The organism is Bacillus sp. ISL-77 (assembly GCF_018613105.1).
Window position 1 is genome coordinate 62,585 of the sequence record NZ_JAGGQY010000073.1, and the last position, 17,798, is coordinate 80,382.

Sequence of the window (17,798 nt, forward strand, 5' to 3'; positions counted from 1 at the left end):
CGAGTTTGGAGATAGGCTCCAAACTCATTATTACTTTTCTGCATTTAATTTAATTAGGTTCAACGTGGACATGAACATCATAGACATTATGTTCTTTTATTAATTCATTTTCAACCTTGGTTGCAATATCATGGGCTCCGCGAATATCTAAATCGGAATTGACCAGAATCACAATGTCCACAACTACGTTATTCCCGTAATTCCGAGCTTTGATGTCTTTAACCCCTTTTACACCATAACAATTAATGATTGTTTCTTTATATGTTTCTATTTGTTTTTCGTCAAATCCATCGGTCAAATAATGGGAAGCATCTCTAAAAATCTCCCAACCTGTCTTACAGATGAGTAATCCAACAATTATAGCAGTAATTGGATCGAGCCAAGGAAGATTGAACTGGGCACCAACGATACCAATAAATGTACCTACACTGACCCATGCATCTGAAAGGTTATCCTTTGCTGCGGCCATAACAGATTGGCTATTAATCTCCCTTGATAATTTTTTATTATAACGATAAACAAAATACATAACTAAAGCACAAAAGAGTCCTGTCCATGCCGATACCAAATCTGGAGATTCATTTCTTCCATTAAATATACTAGTAATCGCTTCATATGTTACTTGTATTCCAACAACCATCATAATAAATGAAGCGACCATTGAGGCAACTGTTTCAGATTTCCAGTGCCCATATGGATGGTCATCATCAGCTGGACGTTGTGATAATTTAAGACCAATCAGTACAGCAATTGATGCAATTATATCTGTTGCATTATTTAGACCGTCCGCTTTTAGTGCTTCAGAGTTAGCTATTAAACCTACTGCTAATTTTAATGAAGATAAGCATATGTAAGCAATAATGCTTATTATCGCTCCTCGCTCTCCTCTTTTTAGATCCAAATATCCTTGTTCATTCATACTTCTATCCCCCACTATTTCATCCTTTACTATTATGGAATAAAAGTTTCTAGTGGGTCTAGAGAAACCTTTTGTCTTCCTTCAAACTAAGTAATGGCAGTGAAAAATAGTTTCACTGGGGCAACTATTCGGAGTATTGTTTTAGGAAGGAGGGGTAGTTTTTTAATTAGCCATTAATAATTGAAAAAGATAAGATATTACACTACAATATGTAATGGATGGGAGGATGTTATATGACAATCAATAATTTTCGTTTTGACCAAGAAGGACTTAATCGTTTTTTCGGTCCGCTTGAGTCTAAAATAATGGACATTCTTTGGGACGGCAATGAAAAGAGTATAAAGGACGTTCAACAAAAATTAGAAAATGAAAAACCGATAAACTTTAATACGGTTATGACGGTTATGAACCGTCTTGTCGATAAAAACATACTTACCAAAAGATTGGAAGGAAGAACATCTCTCTTTAAACCTGTAAAGAGCAAAGAGGATTTTATTAGCGACCAATCTAAAAAACTAACAGATAACCTTTTAGACGAATTTGGGGGATTAGTTGTAAATCATATGCTGGATTCATTAAATGAAGTTGATGATCGATTACTTCAGAAACTGGAACAAAAAATTGAACAATTAAAAAAGGGCAGAAAGTAAAATGGTCTGGAAACATAAATCAATTGCCGTTTTAGGTTTAGCCCTTTTCTTTGCGATCATTTTGTTTGTTCAAATATCTATGTACCTATTAAATATTCTATTTGGCCCATTAGAGCTATTTAATATCTTTAATTTTTGCGTTAGCCTATTTGAAAAAGGCACATTTGCCTATTATGCAATCTTATTAATTGTGAATGCTTATATTTTTTATACCGTTTTCATCATTTGTAAAAAAATCGTTCAGCAAATCTTGCTATTAAGTTCATTTCAAAATAAAATTCAACTACTTATTAATAACGATAAATCCAAACAATTGAATCAAACCTATAATAGAAATAATGATGATATAGTTGTTATCGATTATAAAGAGCCTTTGGCATTTACATTTGGGTTTTTGAAACCTGTAATTGTCCTTTCTACCACATTAACTGAAATGTTAGATTCAAAGGAATTAGAAGCAGTCATCTACCACGAGACTTCCCACCAAAGGTATTATGATGGAGTTAAGGTTTTTATTTTACAATTGATTTCAGAATCTATTTGGTATATCCCTTTGACGAGATGGTCCTATCAGAATTACCGGATTATGATTGAATTGGTTGCTGATGAATATGCTATTAATCGGATGGGTTCAGAACTTGGATTAGGAAGTGCTTTATTAAAGCTAATTAAGAAGAAGCAACTAAAAGTTAATTCAAATCTTACTCCAGCAATTGTGCATTTTGCGGATACTACAGTCGATTACAGGCTTCAACAATTGATTAATCCGCAACAATCCATTCCCGTTAAAGTTCAGACACGATCAATCGTTATCTCTTTAAATGTATTTATTTTAATATTATTCCTATTAGTTATTGCCTAACAAGGATTGGAGGTAAAGTCCAATCCTTTATTTATTGATTGGTTAATAGATTAATATGTAGAAAAATATAATCTCTTGACCAATTACAACAATTAACACTACAATAGGTAGTGTTAATTAAGTTATTTCATGTAAAAGGGAGAATATGGTACCTTTTAACACTACGATTTGTAGTGTGAAATTAAAAACATTTAGATTTTGAAAGGAGAAAGTAAATTGAAAAAATCAGAAGTCGGGACACTAATTCTAAGGTTATTTTTAGGGGTATCATTCTTTATTCATGGTGTTTCAAAGTTTCAAAATGGGATTGAAAATACTATAGGTTGGTTTGATAGTTTAGGAATTCCAGGTTTTATGGGGTACATAGTCGCCATTATTGAATTAGTAGGGGGACTGTTGTTAACAATTGGATTTGGAACACGATATATCGCAGCTCTCTTTGTATTCATCATGATTGGAGCCATTTGGAAAGTAAAATTGGCAGCAGGTTTCATGGGAAATGGACAAGGTGCTGGGTTTGAATTGGATCTTGCCTTTGCGGTCATGGCAGTATATATATTCCTAAATTCAAATTCTGCTCTTTCTCTTGATTCAAAATTGTTCTCTAAAAATCCACAATAAAGATGTAAATTCATAGAGAGATTAAAAGCTTAAATAGAGGGTGAAAAGATGTCTTCAGGAAACAAAAAAACAAAAAAATCGAAAAGTCAATCATCTAAATTTATATTTTGGGTGATTGGTTTAATAGCTGTTTGTCTAGTCGGTATAATTTTTTTATCAAATACGGCTAAAAAAGAAGCAATAGACTATGAGGGGCAGCCATTTTTAGGAGAGAAGTCTGCCCCAGTAAAAATAGTTGAATTTGGTGATTATAAATGTCCTTATTGTAAAAATTTTAATGACACACTTCTCCCGAATATCGAAAAGGATTTTATCGATACAGGAAAAGCTTCGTTTTATTTCATGAATTATTCGTTCATCAATGTAGATTCTACTCGTTCTGCAAAATTTGCGGAAACCGTCTTTAAGGAACTGGGAAATGAAAAGTTTTGGAAGTTTCATGAACTATTATATGAAAAACAGCCTGATGATACTGAGGCAGAACAAATGGATATATATTCAGAGTCTTTTCTTAAGGACACTTTAAGCGAAATTGTCTCTGAAGCAGAGGTGAAAAGAGTGGTTAATGCCTTTAAAAATGACCAATCAAAAGAGGCATGGGAAAAAGATATGAGTGCTGCTAATAAGTTAAGTATTACAAGTACCCCTTCGATTTTTATTAATGGTGTGAAATTTGAAGGGAACACCTATGACGATTTCAAGAAGCGAGTAAACGAAGCAGCAAAGGAAGAGTAATTTCTAGAATAAAAAGTAATACATCAAAAAAGGTGGTACATCGTCTTAATCGATGAGCCACCTCGTAAATTTATTTCTTTTCTTTATCGTGGTCATCATCCATTATGCCCTTTGTTGACTGTTTAAATTCTCTAAGTGTAGATCCTACGGCACGACCGAGCTCTGGGAGTTTTTTCGGCCCAAAAACAATTAATGCAATCACAAATATCAATAATGCACCACCAATTCCTATATTAGCCATTTCAAATTCCTCCTGATTATTTTACGAAAAAAGCCGTAAAATACATGATTAATATTCCAAGCGTAAATCCAGAAAAATTCATCCATGATACAACTGGTTCATTATTCTTTTTCTGTTCTTCCATCAGCATTTTGGAGATAACAAATATTACCTGTAAAATGGCACCCGCACCAATTCCTAAAAATACTGCACCCCAGATTGGTGAGAAGATAAAACCACCGAACCAAGTTCCCAAAATGGCGGGAGCACCCGCAATCGTACCTAATAAAACAAATGAACTAAATTTGGGCTTGCTTTTTAATAGTGGAGCAGCAATCCCAATCCCTTCAGTTATATTATGCAAAGTAAAACCGATTACTAAAAAAGTGCCCAATGCAGCTTCTCCGAGAGCAAAAGAAGATCCAATAGCCAAGCCTTCACCAAAATTATGAAGGCCAATCCCTGTGGCCATCAATAATGAAATGCCAAATGGTGAATAACCAGTTCGTTTTTGTCTTTGATGTTGGTATTGATCAAATCCAACCAGTAAAAGAAATGAAAGAACTGTACATATAATCACAACCATGTTTCCTTGGAATACTGACGGTGCTTCTGCTCCTATTTCAAATCCATCAAATAACGTACCAAAAAATAAGAATAGTAGGAGGCCAACTGTGAGAGCAAGAATGGCATTAATCCAGCTTTTTTTCAAACGTTTCATAAATGGAAACCATAGTAATCCTAATGTAATAGGAACAATTCCTACATAGAAGCCAATAAATCCGTAGTTCAACACATTATCCCATGAAAATTCGGGAGTTAAGGTGGCTGCATCAATAACAGCTTCTGTTATTATCCCATTTTCAGATATTAATAGAATTGTATGAGGATCACCTTCTACCCATGGATACTTAATCGTCACCTTTCCATCTTCAAATCGTTTAAGTGTTGAATCAGGAGTTATTGAAAAATTCCATACAGAATCATCCACAATCACTTGAGATATGGTCAATGTCTCTGGGCCAGTATTACTGACATCTAGCTCAAATCCTGAAGGTACAATTTTAATCTGTTCAACATTTAGAACCTCTATTGGAGCAGCAGGATCTCGTTCCACTCCAGCCCCATTTTTAAATACCCACCCCAATACAAGCAGTAACAGAACAAGTGGAATAAGACCTGTAATTAACCACTTTGATTTCATAAACATGATGATCACTCCTTTCTATTCAACCTCAAAGAATCCCATCCAGCCAAGTTCTGCAAACTCACTAACATGAGCGTGAAACATATATTTTCCCTTGTACGGAAAGCGAACTTCAATGATTCCACGTTCCCCTTGGCATTGCATGATGGTATCAGTAAATTGAGTCGGATTGTCGTTTCTACCAGTTGGAATATAGGTAAAATAATTTGCGTGTAAATGGAAGGAGTTTAGTAAGTCAAACTCGGTTAAATTGCTTAAATAGATGCGGACAAGTTCATCCTTCTTGATTTTAATTGGATGATTCATAAAGGCAAAAGCGTACCCATTCACCGTATAAAGTTCGTTTGCACCGTCTAAATCTAAATCAAAAGCATTCATGACCATATTTAATTCTAGTGCAGGTTCCCTTGGGGTTTTTGGATCTATAATAAAATTACCGTATAACCCTTTATGAATATGTCGTCGTAGCGGTAGAACATGGCAATGATAAAGTTGTAAGCCATATGGCTTTGCTTCAAATTCATAGGTAAATGATTTACCAGGAGCGATAGGGTCTAATCCATCCATTTCTGGTGGGTGAATCCCATGAAAATGAATAGAGTGTGGATGACTCCCTCCATTTATAAAATGAAAGCGTAAAAGATCCCCTTCGGTACAACGGAATGTGGGACCTGGAATCGTCCCATTATAGGTCCACCCTGGAAACTTAATTCCTTTTGCAATTTCAATTTCCTTGTCAATCGCTACAACTTCATATTCACGTAAAGTCCGACCGTCTGAAAGTTTTGTTGCTTTTCCATAATCAAATTCGGTTAAAAGACGTTCAGCCATCTTATAACCCTCTGTTTTTGAAGAATCATACTTATTGGTGTGATTTGCAGAATGACTATTGTGATTGGAAGCATGATTCTCTGCATGAACTACACCTGTAAAGGGTGCCACTTTATTTATATAAATACTGCCTGCTATCCCTAGTGCTCCAGTAGTTCCCATTTTTAAAATATCTCGCCTAGAAATTTTATTTCCCGCCATTCTTTGACCTCCTCTTAAAAAGTTTCCTTCGTGCAAATTTATTTGTGTTAACCAATATTCTATGACAAAGACAAACTTATTGTCAATAACCAAATATAAGTATTTATTAAAAACATTCAAATAATTGTTTGACCATTGGAATAACTTTTCATATACTAATAATCAGTTCTTAATGCCTATTTTCAGTTAAATGAAAGGAGGCATTTTTTTGTTGGATAGAAAATTATAAAATAATTAGTCGCGGCTAACATTGCAATAGTTCTTTGCTTGCTCCTGTTTGTTCCCTGTATAAATATGGAACTATTTTCATAAGGTTATCTTAAAGGGGGGATCAAAATGTACTATACGAAATCTATAGTAAGCGGAATTATTGCGCTGGTTATTATCGTGGTTGGCTTTTTTTCTAGTACATCCGTTGATTCTGGATATAGAGGAGTTCTGCTACAATTAGGGGCTGTTAAACCGACGATTTTAACGGAAGGATTTCATTTTAAGATTCCGTTTATTCAAACCGTTCAACCCATTGAAGTCCGGGTCCAAAAAGAAGAAAGTTCGCAAACAGCTGCCTCAAAGGACCTGCAAATGGTCACCGCCATGGTGGCAGTAAATTATTCTGCTGATCCAGAAGCGGTGAATAAGCTCTATCAAGAAATCGGCTTGGATTATCGTACCCGAATCGTTGACCCAGCGATTGCCGAATCACTAAAGGCAATTACCGCCCAGTACACAGCGGAAGAATTAATTTCCAAACGACCGGAAGTATCAGCAAAAGTGAAAGATATGCTCGCAAGTAAATTAACAAAATATTATATGATTCTTGAAGATATCAATATCAAAGAATTTGCTTTTAGTGAAGAATTCAATAAAGCAATTGAATCGAAACAAACCGCGGAGCAAAATGCGTTACGTGCAAAAAGAGATCTCGAAAGAATCAAAATCGAAGCCGAGCAGAAAATTGCTCAAGCTGGTGCAGAGGCTGAAGCCTTACGATTGAAAAAACAAGAGGTAACGGCGGAATTAATCCAATTAAAGCAAATTGAAGTCCAAGAAAAAGCTTTGGAAAAATGGGATGGCCGCTTGCCAAGTGTAACAGGCGGAGCTACTCCATTTGTTGATGTGGAGGGACTTTCGAAAAAATAAGCTGGGATATGTCTCTCGAAAACCATGCTGATGATACTCAACAATATACGGTGATAAAGGAGAGGCAATGGGCCTCTCTTTTTCTATGGTGAATTGCCGTTTCCAAAGTGTTCGAGGCGAAATCGGAGATCGCAATATGTATTGCAACCATTCTTAAGAGGTTTAGACAGGAATGAAACTTCTAATACTATAGATAACTTTAGTTCCGTTACGGCGCTTGTTAGGATTTATAAGGAGAGATGCAAATTTGGAAACAATTTACCATGCATTTTTGGTTTTTGTGGTAGGATATTTGTTTTTAAGGTTGACGGGAAAAAAAGCTGTAGCTCAAATGCACAGTTTCGATTTATTGTATATTCTTGTCCTAACCAATATCATCAGTTCCCCTATAGAGGTTAAAAATATGGGAATGGCAATTACCTATGCTGGAATCACAGTCATTCTATATAAAATCTTTATACGTTTATCCTTACATAATAAATTAAGATGGATTCTTTATGAAAGTCCAACGGTATTAATTCATAACGGGGATATCGATCGAAAAGGGCTGAAAAAGGTGCGTATGACAATAATTGAGTTATTGTCATATTTAAGAGTACAAGGGTACACTGATACACAAAACATTGCCATTGCAGTGATGGAGGAAACAGGAAGTATTAGTGTTATCCCCAAGTCGGAATACCGACCAGTTCAACCTAATGATTTAAAGTTACAGGTAAAGAGAGAATATCTTCCTATCCCACTGATCATGGACGGTCAAATTGTTTACCATAATTTAAAATATCTGGAATTAGACCGTGCTTGGCTAATTGACGAGCTCGAAAAATCAGGTGAAAAAATAGAGAATATTTTATTAGCAACTTTTTTAGAAGATGGAAAATTATTTATAGACAATAATGAAATGAAGGAACATAAAGGCGATCTATATTACTACAAACCAGGGAGAGATAATTAAATTAAGTATAGTTGGCTGGGGAGCCTACATATTCTATATGAAATAGAAATTTGTTTGTCCTTATCAAAATCCTAGGGAAAGAGCCCTTCCGATTCTTATTTCTTAACATAAATTGTAGGGAATAAGTCTAAGGAGGGGTATAAAATGTTTGGATATGGTGGATTTGGTGGTTCTTGTGGTGGCTATGGCTACGGCGGTGTCGGCTTCGGGGGCGGTTTTGCTTTAATCGTTGTATTGTTTATCTTGTTAATAATCGTTGGAGCCTCAATCTGTTTCTAAGAAAATACGATTAGTCTTAACTAAAAAAAGCCCTATAAGGGCTTTTTTGGTTGAAACTATACTTCATTAATATCGTCCATGGGATTTTGAAGACTTTATAAAGATTTCAGGAACTTCTGAAAATTCCGTTGACTTATCCTGCAGTTGTTTTATTATAGAAAATATAAAACAATGTTTTACTTATAAAACAATTGGATTTAGGAGGGAGAATATGCCTTTTTTACAAGTAGAAGATTTAATGATTCATTATGAAACCGAAGGAGAGGGAGCCCCGTTAATTATCTTACATGGAATGGGGAACAACTCTCAATCATGGAAAAAGCAATTAAATGGCTTATCTAAGCAATTCACGGTGATTGCATGGGATGCACCTGGGTATGGAAAAAGTTCTGATCCAAAAGTGGAATTTAAGGAATTTAAGCAATTTGCTGACGTTTTAAAAGGATTTATCGAAAAATTAAACTATGAATCTGTCACGCTGCTAGGACATTCAATGGGGTCGGCAATTGCACTCGATTTTAGTTACCGCTTTCCCGAAATGGTTGATGCGTTAATTATTTCAGATGCAACAAGAGGGGCAGCGGCCCTGAGTAAAGAAGAGAATGAACGGAAATTAAAAAATCGTCTACATAACATTGAAACAGTAGAGCCGGCAGAACTGGCGAAGCTTCGTGTAAAGGAACTTCTTTCACCGCAGCCAGGTCCGGAAATAAAGAAAGAGGCAGAAAGAATCTATTCGCAAATCAGACCGATGGGATTCCGCTCTGTCGCCTATTCACTTTTTTCTTTAAATCAAATGGATATTCTATCTTCGATCACTACACCTACCCTTGTTATTTGCGGAGAATTAGATAGAGTAACACCGGTTAGTGAATCGCAGATTTTTCATGATGCTATTAAGGATTCAACATTTGTTACCATCCCTGGGACTGGTCATTTGTGTTATCAAGAAGATCCCAATAACTTTAATGCAATCGTTCTAGACTTTCTGACCTCCTTGGTGAAAGTATAAATCAAGACGAGATTACCCTTCTTTGCATGAACTTTGATATGATTGTAGTATAAGAAAATTAATAACAATGAGATGGTGAAATGCTGATGGCAAAAGATGAGAAGGAACGCTATAATGCCAATGCCTTAGTACGAGGATTGGAAATTTTAAAGCTATTTAGTGAAGAGCGCCCCACATTATCCTTGGTTGAAATCGCGAAAGAACTGGATGTAAGTCGAACGGTTCCGTTCCGGTTATTGTATACACTCCAAACACTTGGATATCTCTATCAAGATGAACATACGAAGCGCTACAGTTTAACCCCAAAGGTGTTGGAATTAGGCTTTGCCTATTTAAGTACCTTAAAACTCCCTGAAATTGCACAGCCATACTTAGAAAAATTAAGGGATGAAACTGGGGCATCTTGTCATTTATCGATATTGGATGGTCAAGAAGTTGTCTATGTTGGCAGTGCACCAGTCCGAGGAGTCTCAGCAGTTAATGTGAATATTGGGTTGAGACTGCCCGCCCATGCGATCGCCAATGGAAAAGTACAGCTGGCCTATCAACCCCAAGACAAATTAAACCAAATATTATTTGGCTCCAATTTAAAACCATATACGGAAAGAACGCAAACAGATTACATGGATTTTCAACAAGAATTAGCTACGATTCGGCAAAAGGGATATGCGATTACAAAGGGTGAATTCCATCATGGAATTCAATCGGTTGCTGCTCCTATCTTTGAGCGCTCGGGTCAAGTCAGGGCAGCGATCAATGTGGTCGCAACAGAAGCTACCTTCAATCAAGAATTTATTGAAAAAATAGCCTTACCTAAAGTGCTGGAAGCTTCCGAAATACTATCCGGCTTTATGGGCTACCACTCAAAAATTGATTAGAAAGCTTGCGAAATTCGCAAGCTTTTTTTGTTGATTTGTTTTATATATAAAACGTGTTTTATTTTGCGAAACAAAATGGATGATTTTTGTTGACGTAATATTATAAAAACTTTAAAATAAACTTAGTAATAAACTATGTTTTGTATATAAAACACAATCTTTACTGCAAAAAATAGAAAAGGAGGGATAAGGAGTCCGTTTGGGCCATTGAAGTATTATATAAAAAATAATAAAATTTTATGGAAGCGTATTCATCTGATTTAAAACAAAAGGGGGCTCTTTAATGCTGAGAACGAATAAACGTTGGATTTATATTGCCATGCCTATTTTCTTCTTTTGGTTTTTTGGACAAATAGATAAATTAGGTATTTCAATTATTCAAACGGATCAAGGTTTCTTAAACGATCTTGGATTAACTGGTGCAGATAAGAATGCGAAAATTGGGATGATCACATTTATTTTTACCATTGCCTATGCCTTATCTAATATCTTTTGGGGATTTATCATTGACAAGCTTGGTGCAAGAAAGACAGGAATCATCGGTCTTGTTGTATGGGCAATTACCATGGTTATTGGCGGTTTATCCACTTCCTACGAAATGTTTATCTTGAGCCGTGTCATCCTTGGTATTGGTGAGGGGATGATGATTCCGATTTGCGGAAAGTTTATCTCCAACTGGTTTCATCAGCGTGAACTTGGCCGGGCACAATCCTCATGGCTGGCAGGAAACTATTTAGGACCTGCATGTGGAGCCATAATCTTAACTCTTGTGATTGCGACCTTCCATTGGCAAGCCGCCTTTTTCATTTTAGCAGGGTTTAATCTATTAATCGTTCTTCCAATGTTTATCTTCCTTACTCGTGATACTCCTGAAGAACATCCACGATTAGATCCAAAGGAATTGGCGTATATTCGCCAGTCAGATTCCAAAGTATCAACAAAAAAACAAAACTTTGTTCAAGACTACCGTTATTGGATTGTTTGGTTCGGAATGTTAGTATCATCGTTCTTATTTTTTGGTATTAGTATTTGGCTTCCTACTTATTTAGTCGGAGCGAAGGGTTTCACAAGGGAGGCAATGACAGGAATTACCTCATTATCTTGGCTGTTTGCTTTAGGATTCGTATTAATTTGCGGATTTTTAGCGGATAAAACCAAGCGTCCTGGTTTACTGGCGACGATTCTATTTCTATTGACGGCATCATTTTTAACTGCGGCCATTCTTTCTCCGCAGCCAGTTATGGCCGGTGTATGCATGGGCTTAGCGATGGGTACACAAGGGGGGGTATTCCATTTAAGTAATTTATTCATGGTTAAATTCTCGACGCCTGAAACAGCCGGACGTGCGGCGGGATTGATGGGATTTACTAACATTCTTGGCGGGTTTTCAAGCTATATTATGGGCTGGATGGTTGATATTGCCGGTGGGGACTTTGGACCTTCCATTGTGATGTTGATTATCGCAGCTACGCTTGGGTTCATTGCGTATCTATTTACATTGAAAAGGGAAGCAGCAGAGCTAAAGATTGAGAATCTACCTCCCAATCAGGTGACTGTATAATATGTTAATTCATTCAATTGTTACGTATATAAAACATAGTTTCAAATATTAAATATTCTCAATATTTATAATTGACAATTATAGTATTGGGATTTAATATTAGTCTATAAAGGAAACATTGTTTTATATATAAAACATAATCAAAAAAGGAGTGTTGTAAATGTCTGAAAAATTTTCAGTAGAAGCGTTTGAGAAAAAATATGTGGCGAGGTTAAATGATCGCTCTTTAGACTGGAACGTGTTGAAATTTCAAGAGGAAGTTGACCCAGCTTATCGTAGAGCACAGATGAGATATATCGGCCGCGGCGCAACAGCGAATAATGATGCCAATGTCATTCAAGCAGAACACTTTACATTAAGTACAATGGTTTTACCTGCTGGCTGTAAGGGACCGCTTCATTTACATGATGATGTGGAAGAAGTTTTCTTTGTCATTAAAGGCAGTGTGACCGCACTGATCCAAGAAGAGGGTGAAAGTGAAGTCCATGAAATCGTCTTAAATGAAAGAGATTGCATCAGTTCTCCTCCTGGAGTCTATCGCGGACTGCGCAATGATAGTGATGAAGAGGCATTAATGCTTGTTATGCTGGGTGCTGTTAAGCCGAATTTACCGACCTATCCAAAAGGAAGCGCATTAGAGGAACTTCGTCTTAAGCGGGCTAAAGAGAGAGAAGCAATTATTAACGGAAAATAATTTTTCAATAGGCAGATGTTTCTCAGCAAACATACTCCCTGAAACTTAAGAATTTGTTCTTTGACAGGGATGGTCCTCTTATTTTCATGCGGGATCATCCTTGTTGACTTTAAACGAAAAAATGAGGTGGCAGGATGTTAGGAATCACACATTTAAGGCATATAAGCTTAATTACCCCCGTTCTCAAGGAACAAGCTGAATTTTATGAGAAAATTTGGGGCTTGGATAAAGTTTCTCAAGATGAACAGTCTGTTTACTTTCGCGGGGCCGGCCCTGAAAACCATATATTAAGCTTGCATGCAGGAGAAAAAAGAGGGCTGCACCATATTGCATTCGGTATGGTGGATAAAAACGCAGTCGACAGAGCAGCAGAAATCCTTGCTTCAAAAGGTGTGAAGATTGTTTCCCCGCCTGGTTATTTGGATGAGGAAGGAAAAGGCTATGGCTTGCGTTTTGTCGATCCAGAAAATCGCTGTATCGAATTATCCGCCTGGGTGGAAATTCATACCTCGATTTGGAACAAGAAAAATGTCGATCCAGTCAAACTGAACCATGTCGTCATGAATACGAAAGACCTTGATATGATTACTGACTTTTATACGAATGTCTTAGGGTTTAAGGTGACCGACTGGAGCGAGCACCAAATGTCCTTTTTACGCTGTAACAGGAAACACCACTCGATTGCCTTCAATCAGGATGCTCACGCCTCCGTTAATCATATTGCCTACGAAGTGGATACGGTGGATGAAGTGATGCGAGGAATCAGTAATGTCAGAAAAGCAGGCTATCAAGAGATTTGGGGCCCAGGGCGCCACGGTCCTGGAAATAATATTTTTTGTTACTTCCAAGATCCAGGGAAGTTTGTGATGGAGTATACCTGTTATTTGGAAACGATTGAAGATGAGTCAGAATGGAGAGCGCGTGTTTGGAAGCGAGTGCCTCATTTAATGGACCAATGGGGAATCGCCGGACCTCCAAAACCGGAAACACGGGCAGCGATGGGCGGGGAGCCAGACCCAGGCTGGGTAGATGTTAAAGCATTGGTTTGACGAAAAGGGGTGTCAGGATGGATTTAGGATTAAAGGATAAAGTAGCGGTCATCATGGGAGGAACCTCTGGAGTTGGCTTAAAGACGGCAGAAATGTTTCTTCAGGAAGGTGCTCGCGTCGCGGTTTGCGGCAGAAATATCGAGCGGAAAGAAAAAGCCTATGATCACCTGCTGAAATTTGGAACAGCCGATTCGATTTTCGCTGCAACCTGTGACGTGACTAATAAGGATGATGTCAACGCGTTTATCAACGGAACAGCCACACACTTTGGCGGGATTGATATCCTTGTGAATGCTGCTGGACAAAGTGTCATGGGCTATTTCTTCGATGTCACGGACGAACAATGGCAGCAGCAAATCCAGTTGAAATACTTTGCAATTATTTATGCAGTGAAGGCGGTTCATCCTTATTTGGTTAAGAATGGCGGCGGCCGCATCATTAATATCAATGCTACATTAGCGAAAGAGCCGGAAAGACATATGATTGCAACGGCGGCAACGAGAGCAGGATTATTGAATTTAAGTAAGACTCTATCGCAAGAGCTTGCTTCCGATAATATTTTAGTCAACTCAGTGAGCTTAGGGTTGATTCGTACCGATCAATGGGAGCGAAGAAGATTGGAAAATGCCCCAGATATGAACGCAGAAGACTATTATTCTGACTTAGCCAAAAAGCGAAATATCCCTTTAGGGAGAGTTGGCGAAGCAGAAGAAGTGGCCAGTGTGATTTTATTTTTAGCATCAAGCAAAGCGAGTTATGTATCGGGTTCAACAATTGAAACAGCGGGAGCGCTCGGGAAAGCGCTTTAAATATAAATAAAGGCAGGAATGAATGATGAGTGAACTAAAGCAAATGGAATTTACAACAGCTGACGCAGTGGTCCAAGAACTTGTTCGTGCTGGAGTAGAAACAGCGTTTGGAATTGTCAGTATACACAATATGCCGATTTATGATGCGATTCTTAGGGAAGGAAGCATTCATTTAGTCTGTTCCCGCGGTGAGAGCGGAGCGGCGAATATGGCGGATGGCTATGCTAGAGCAACTGGTAAATTAGGGGTTGTGATTACAAGTACAGGTACGGGCTCCGGAAATGCGGCAGGTTCGTTAATCGAGGCATGGGCAGCAGGTGTACCTGTTCTTCATCTTACTGGTGAGGTTGCTTCACCTTATTTAGGAACGGGCAGAGGCTATATCCATGAATGTAAAGACCAGTTGTCGATGATGGAAGGCTCTTGTAAAAAAGCCGTTCGCTTAAGAAGACCAGAGCAGGCATCTGGAGTCGTCAGACAAGCCATCAAAGAGGCGTTTGCCTATCCGGCAGGACCAGTAACACTTGAAATCCCCATTGATTTTCAATCTGCCATTATTCCTAATCATTCGATTGAAGAGATTAGAATATCAGCTCCAACCAATCAATCCATTCCAACCTTTCCTGAAGAGGCATTAACCAAAATTAGTGATGCTCGTCGGCCGGTTATTTGGGCAGGAGGAGGAGTGATTACCTCTGGTGCGTCAAAACAGGTTCAAGAGTTAGCAGAAAAGATTGGAGCGGCCGTGATCACAAGCCAATCTGGAAAAGGAAGTATACCTGAAAATCATCCACAATGTATCGGTCACTTTGCAGCAAATGAATTAACGAAAAACCTGTTGAATGATGCTGACCTATTGATCAGTATTGGGGTCAGGTTTAGAGGGAATGAAACAGCCAACTGGAAAGTCTCCGTTCCAAAAGAACATATCTCGATTGATGCAGACTGGCAAGCGATTAATCGCAACTATGAAGCCACCTATGGAATTGTAGGGGACGCGAAACAAGTTTTACAAGGATTAAACCAGGCACTAGCGCAAAAATCAATCGTTCCGGATCCTTCCTATCTTGATGAAGTGCAGTCTGTTCGTGAAGAATTGCGCACCCAGTTACGAGCGACACTTGGCCCATATGAACAAATTCTCGATGGCATGCGAAAAGTGTTACCAGATAACACGATTTTAGTCCGGGATGTAACCGTTCAGGCGAATGTGTGGGGAAGCCGCTTATTTGAAATCTATGAACCTAGAACATCGATTCACGCGTCGGGCGGGGGGATCGGTCAGGGGCTGCCAACAGCAATCGGTGCGCAAATGGGCTTTAAGGATCGTCCGGTTGTGCTAATGGCTGGAGATGGCGGATTTATGGTCAATGTCGGCGAAATGGCTACCGCTGCTCAAGAGAAACTGCCGTTGATTGTGGTCCTGTTTGATGATGCTGGTTATGGGGTGCTCCGAAATATTCAAGATGCGGCCTATGGTCGACAGGTTGCTGTTGATTTATTGAGTCCTGACTTTGTTTTATTAGCTCAATCGATGGGATTTGATGCCTCACGGATCGGTTCAGCCACAGAATTTGTCACTGAGCTGGAGAAGGCAGTTGCGAACCAAAAACCAACCATGATTGTTGTCGATATGGAAGCGGTCGGACCAATGGCAAAACCATTTGGAGGTCCTCCAGGTGCAGCAGATGCGTTCAAACCGAAAAAGTTGTAGGGAGGAATTAACGTGATATCAACATATCCATATGTTTCAGGAAAATATCTGATTGGCGGGCAGTGGATTCAAGCGGAAAAAACAGCAAATGTTATCAATCCAGCACATACGAGTGAAGTAGTCGGTGAAGTTGCCTTATGTTCAAAAGCGGATGTAGAACAAGCGGTGGGAACAGCGGTTAAAGCATATGAAAGCTGGTCTCAAAGTGAAATTGAAGATCGGGCAAACCGGATGAAGCTCGCAGCTGATGAGATTAAATCAATCGTGGAAGAGAATGTAAGTTTACTAGTTCGTGAGAATGGCAAGGTCCTGGTTGAAGCGAAAAAGGATTTGCTCCGAGTAGTCGATATTATGAAACAAGGGGCAGAAGAATTACTAGACTGGTGGAAACCTGAAAGCTTACCAGGCAAACAAAAAGTGCAAATCCGCAAGCGTCCGCGCGGGGTTGCAGCGATCATCTCGCCGTGGAATTCACCGCTAATTCTTACCTTTAAGCGAGTCATTCCCGCTGTGTTGTCAGGAAATACAGTCGTCGTTAAGCCAGCAACCAGCTGTCCATTAACGATTATGACTTTCTTAAAAGTAGTAGCTTCCTATTTTCCAGATGGGGTTATCAATGTGGTGACTGGTTCTGGCGGTGTGATTGGGGATGCACTTTGTTCTGACCCACGGGTTCGCACGATTGCGTTCGTTGGCAGTACCGAAACGGGCAAGGAAATCATGCGTGCCGCTTCCGGTACGGTGAAGAAACTATACATGGAACTGGGCGGAAATGATCCAGCGATTGTTCTTGCTGATGCGAAATTGGATGACGAAGCAATCAAGCGCCTCAGGTTCGGTGTCCTTCGCGCCGCAGGGCAGGTGTGCTCCGCGATCAAAAGAATCTATGTTCATGAATCTCGATATGAAGAAGTCGTTGAAAAATTAACCAAGGAATTCAGTCGCATTCGGGTAGGGAATGGGATTCAACCGGATGTTGAGATGGGTCCTTTAAATAACAAATCCCAATATGACTATGTAAACGGACTGATCAATCGTGCCGTTGAAGCAGGGGCAAATGTCATTACGGGAGGAATTCAGTTGGATCCGGAATCGTGGGAACAAGGATATTTTATTATGCCGACGATCATTACCGGTGTAGACCAACAGAGTGAAATCGTTCGTGCCGAACAATTCGGCCCGGTTATTCCAATCTTGCCATTTTCAGATGTAGATGAAGTTGTGCGGCTTGCTAATGACAGTGAATTCGGGTTAAGAGCGTCTGTTTGGACGGAGGATGAATTACTCGCCGTGAAATTAGCTGATCGATTAGAAGCAGGCGCCGTCTTTCATAATAATCATACGGTTTTCCAGGATCTCCATCTTGATTTTCCTGGACTAAAAGAAAGCGGCTTGTCCCGTGAAACGAGACATTGCGGACTCGAATATTTTGCTGATTCATACGGTTTGGCCAATTAACAG

Annotated in this window: 19 protein-coding genes; 15 read left to right on the forward strand and 4 right to left on the reverse strand. The window is 38.8% G+C overall.

What is annotated here, in order from left to right; genetic code table 11:
- Window positions 1–49: 49 nt before the first annotated feature.
- Window positions 50–919 (reverse strand): cation diffusion facilitator family transporter, encoded by an 870-nt coding sequence (locus J7E77_RS25755; protein ID WP_214717817.1) that lies wholly within the window; start codon window positions 917–919, stop codon window positions 50–52.
- Window positions 920–1,152: 233 nt separating this feature from the next.
- On the opposite strand from J7E77_RS25755, the gene J7E77_RS25760 reads away from it, so the two are divergent.
- The 4 genes from J7E77_RS25760 to J7E77_RS25775 all read left to right on the forward strand — a co-directional run bounded on the left by J7E77_RS25760 (window position 1,153) and on the right by J7E77_RS25775 (window position 3,787).
- A complete protein-coding gene (locus J7E77_RS25760; protein ID WP_168240919.1) occupies window positions 1,153–1,569 on the forward strand; it encodes a BlaI/MecI/CopY family transcriptional regulator in 417 nt (138 codons plus the stop codon).
- A 1-nt stretch (window position 1,570) separates the two neighbouring features.
- The gene (locus J7E77_RS25765) at window positions 1,571–2,431 is read left to right on the forward strand and encodes a M56 family metallopeptidase (protein WP_214717818.1); all 861 of its coding nucleotides are present in this window, start codon (window positions 1,571–1,573) and stop codon (window positions 2,429–2,431) included.
- A 216-nt stretch (window positions 2,432–2,647) separates the two neighbouring features.
- A complete protein-coding gene (locus tag J7E77_RS25770) occupies window positions 2,648–3,052 on the forward strand; it encodes a DoxX family protein (protein WP_214717819.1) in 405 nt (134 codons plus the stop codon).
- 48 nt (window positions 3,053–3,100) lie between these two features.
- Complete coding sequence (locus tag J7E77_RS25775; RefSeq protein WP_214717821.1) at window positions 3,101–3,787, forward strand: DsbA family protein; 687 nt, start codon at window positions 3,101–3,103, stop codon at window positions 3,785–3,787.
- 70 nt (window positions 3,788–3,857) lie between these two features.
- On the opposite strand, the gene J7E77_RS25780 is transcribed toward J7E77_RS25775, so the two are convergent.
- The 3 genes from J7E77_RS25780 to J7E77_RS25790 are packed head-to-tail and all read right to left on the reverse strand — an operon-like array spanning window position 3,858 to window position 6,246.
- A complete protein-coding gene (locus J7E77_RS25780) occupies window positions 3,858–4,028 on the reverse strand; it encodes a twin-arginine translocase TatA/TatE family subunit (RefSeq protein WP_088089754.1) in 171 nt (56 codons plus the stop codon).
- 16 nt (window positions 4,029–4,044) lie between these two features.
- Window positions 4,045–5,211 (reverse strand): ZIP family metal transporter, encoded by a 1,167-nt coding sequence (locus tag J7E77_RS25785; RefSeq protein ID WP_214717930.1) that lies wholly within the window; start codon window positions 5,209–5,211, stop codon window positions 4,045–4,047.
- A 21-nt stretch (window positions 5,212–5,232) separates the two neighbouring features.
- The gene (locus tag J7E77_RS25790; RefSeq protein ID WP_214717823.1) at window positions 5,233–6,246 is read right to left on the reverse strand and encodes a multicopper oxidase domain-containing protein; all 1,014 of its coding nucleotides are present in this window, start codon (window positions 6,244–6,246) and stop codon (window positions 5,233–5,235) included.
- Window positions 6,247–6,582: 336 nt separating this feature from the next.
- Here J7E77_RS25790 and J7E77_RS25795 point away from each other — a divergent pair, with 336 nt between their 5' ends.
- From J7E77_RS25795 to J7E77_RS25845, 11 genes are all read left to right on the forward strand, one after another.
- Window positions 6,583–7,386, forward strand: coding sequence for a prohibitin family protein (locus tag J7E77_RS25795; RefSeq protein ID WP_214717826.1), 804 nt, complete (start codon window positions 6,583–6,585; stop codon window positions 7,384–7,386).
- A 247-nt stretch (window positions 7,387–7,633) separates the two neighbouring features.
- Window positions 7,634–8,341 carry a DUF421 domain-containing protein gene (locus tag J7E77_RS25800; RefSeq protein WP_214717828.1) on the forward strand — a complete coding sequence of 236 codons (708 nt, stop codon included), beginning with the start codon at window positions 7,634–7,636 and terminating at the stop codon, window positions 8,339–8,341.
- A gap of 144 nt (window positions 8,342–8,485) precedes the next feature.
- Window positions 8,486–8,620, forward strand: coding sequence for a YjcZ family sporulation protein (locus tag J7E77_RS25805; protein WP_214717830.1), 135 nt, complete (start codon window positions 8,486–8,488; stop codon window positions 8,618–8,620).
- A gap of 211 nt (window positions 8,621–8,831) precedes the next feature.
- On the forward strand, window positions 8,832–9,632 hold the full coding sequence (locus tag J7E77_RS25810) for an alpha/beta fold hydrolase (protein ID WP_214717832.1): 801 nt from the start codon (window positions 8,832–8,834) through the stop codon (window positions 9,630–9,632).
- An 80-nt stretch (window positions 9,633–9,712) separates the two neighbouring features.
- Window positions 9,713–10,510, forward strand: a complete 798-nt coding sequence (locus J7E77_RS25815; protein ID WP_251028185.1) for an IclR family transcriptional regulator — start codon at window positions 9,713–9,715, stop codon at window positions 10,508–10,510.
- Window positions 10,511–10,793: 283 nt separating this feature from the next.
- Window positions 10,794–12,071 carry an MFS transporter gene (locus tag J7E77_RS25820; protein WP_214717840.1) on the forward strand — a complete coding sequence of 426 codons (1,278 nt, stop codon included), beginning with the start codon at window positions 10,794–10,796 and terminating at the stop codon, window positions 12,069–12,071.
- 160 nt (window positions 12,072–12,231) lie between these two features.
- On the forward strand, window positions 12,232–12,765 hold the full coding sequence (locus J7E77_RS25825) for a cupin domain-containing protein (protein ID WP_214717842.1): 534 nt from the start codon (window positions 12,232–12,234) through the stop codon (window positions 12,763–12,765).
- Between the two features lie 134 nt (window positions 12,766–12,899).
- Window positions 12,900–13,814, forward strand: a complete 915-nt coding sequence (locus J7E77_RS25830) for a VOC family protein (RefSeq protein WP_214717844.1) — start codon at window positions 12,900–12,902, stop codon at window positions 13,812–13,814.
- 17 nt (window positions 13,815–13,831) lie between these two features.
- A complete protein-coding gene (locus J7E77_RS25835) occupies window positions 13,832–14,623 on the forward strand; it encodes an SDR family oxidoreductase (protein WP_214717846.1) in 792 nt (263 codons plus the stop codon).
- Between the two features lie 25 nt (window positions 14,624–14,648).
- A complete protein-coding gene (locus J7E77_RS25840; RefSeq protein WP_214717848.1) occupies window positions 14,649–16,337 on the forward strand; it encodes a thiamine pyrophosphate-binding protein in 1,689 nt (562 codons plus the stop codon).
- 12 nt (window positions 16,338–16,349) lie between these two features.
- Window positions 16,350–17,795: an aldehyde dehydrogenase family protein gene (locus tag J7E77_RS25845; RefSeq protein ID WP_214717850.1), complete on the forward strand. Its 1,446-nt coding sequence runs from the start codon at window positions 16,350–16,352 to the stop codon at window positions 17,793–17,795.
- Window positions 17,796–17,798 lie beyond the last annotated feature (3 nt).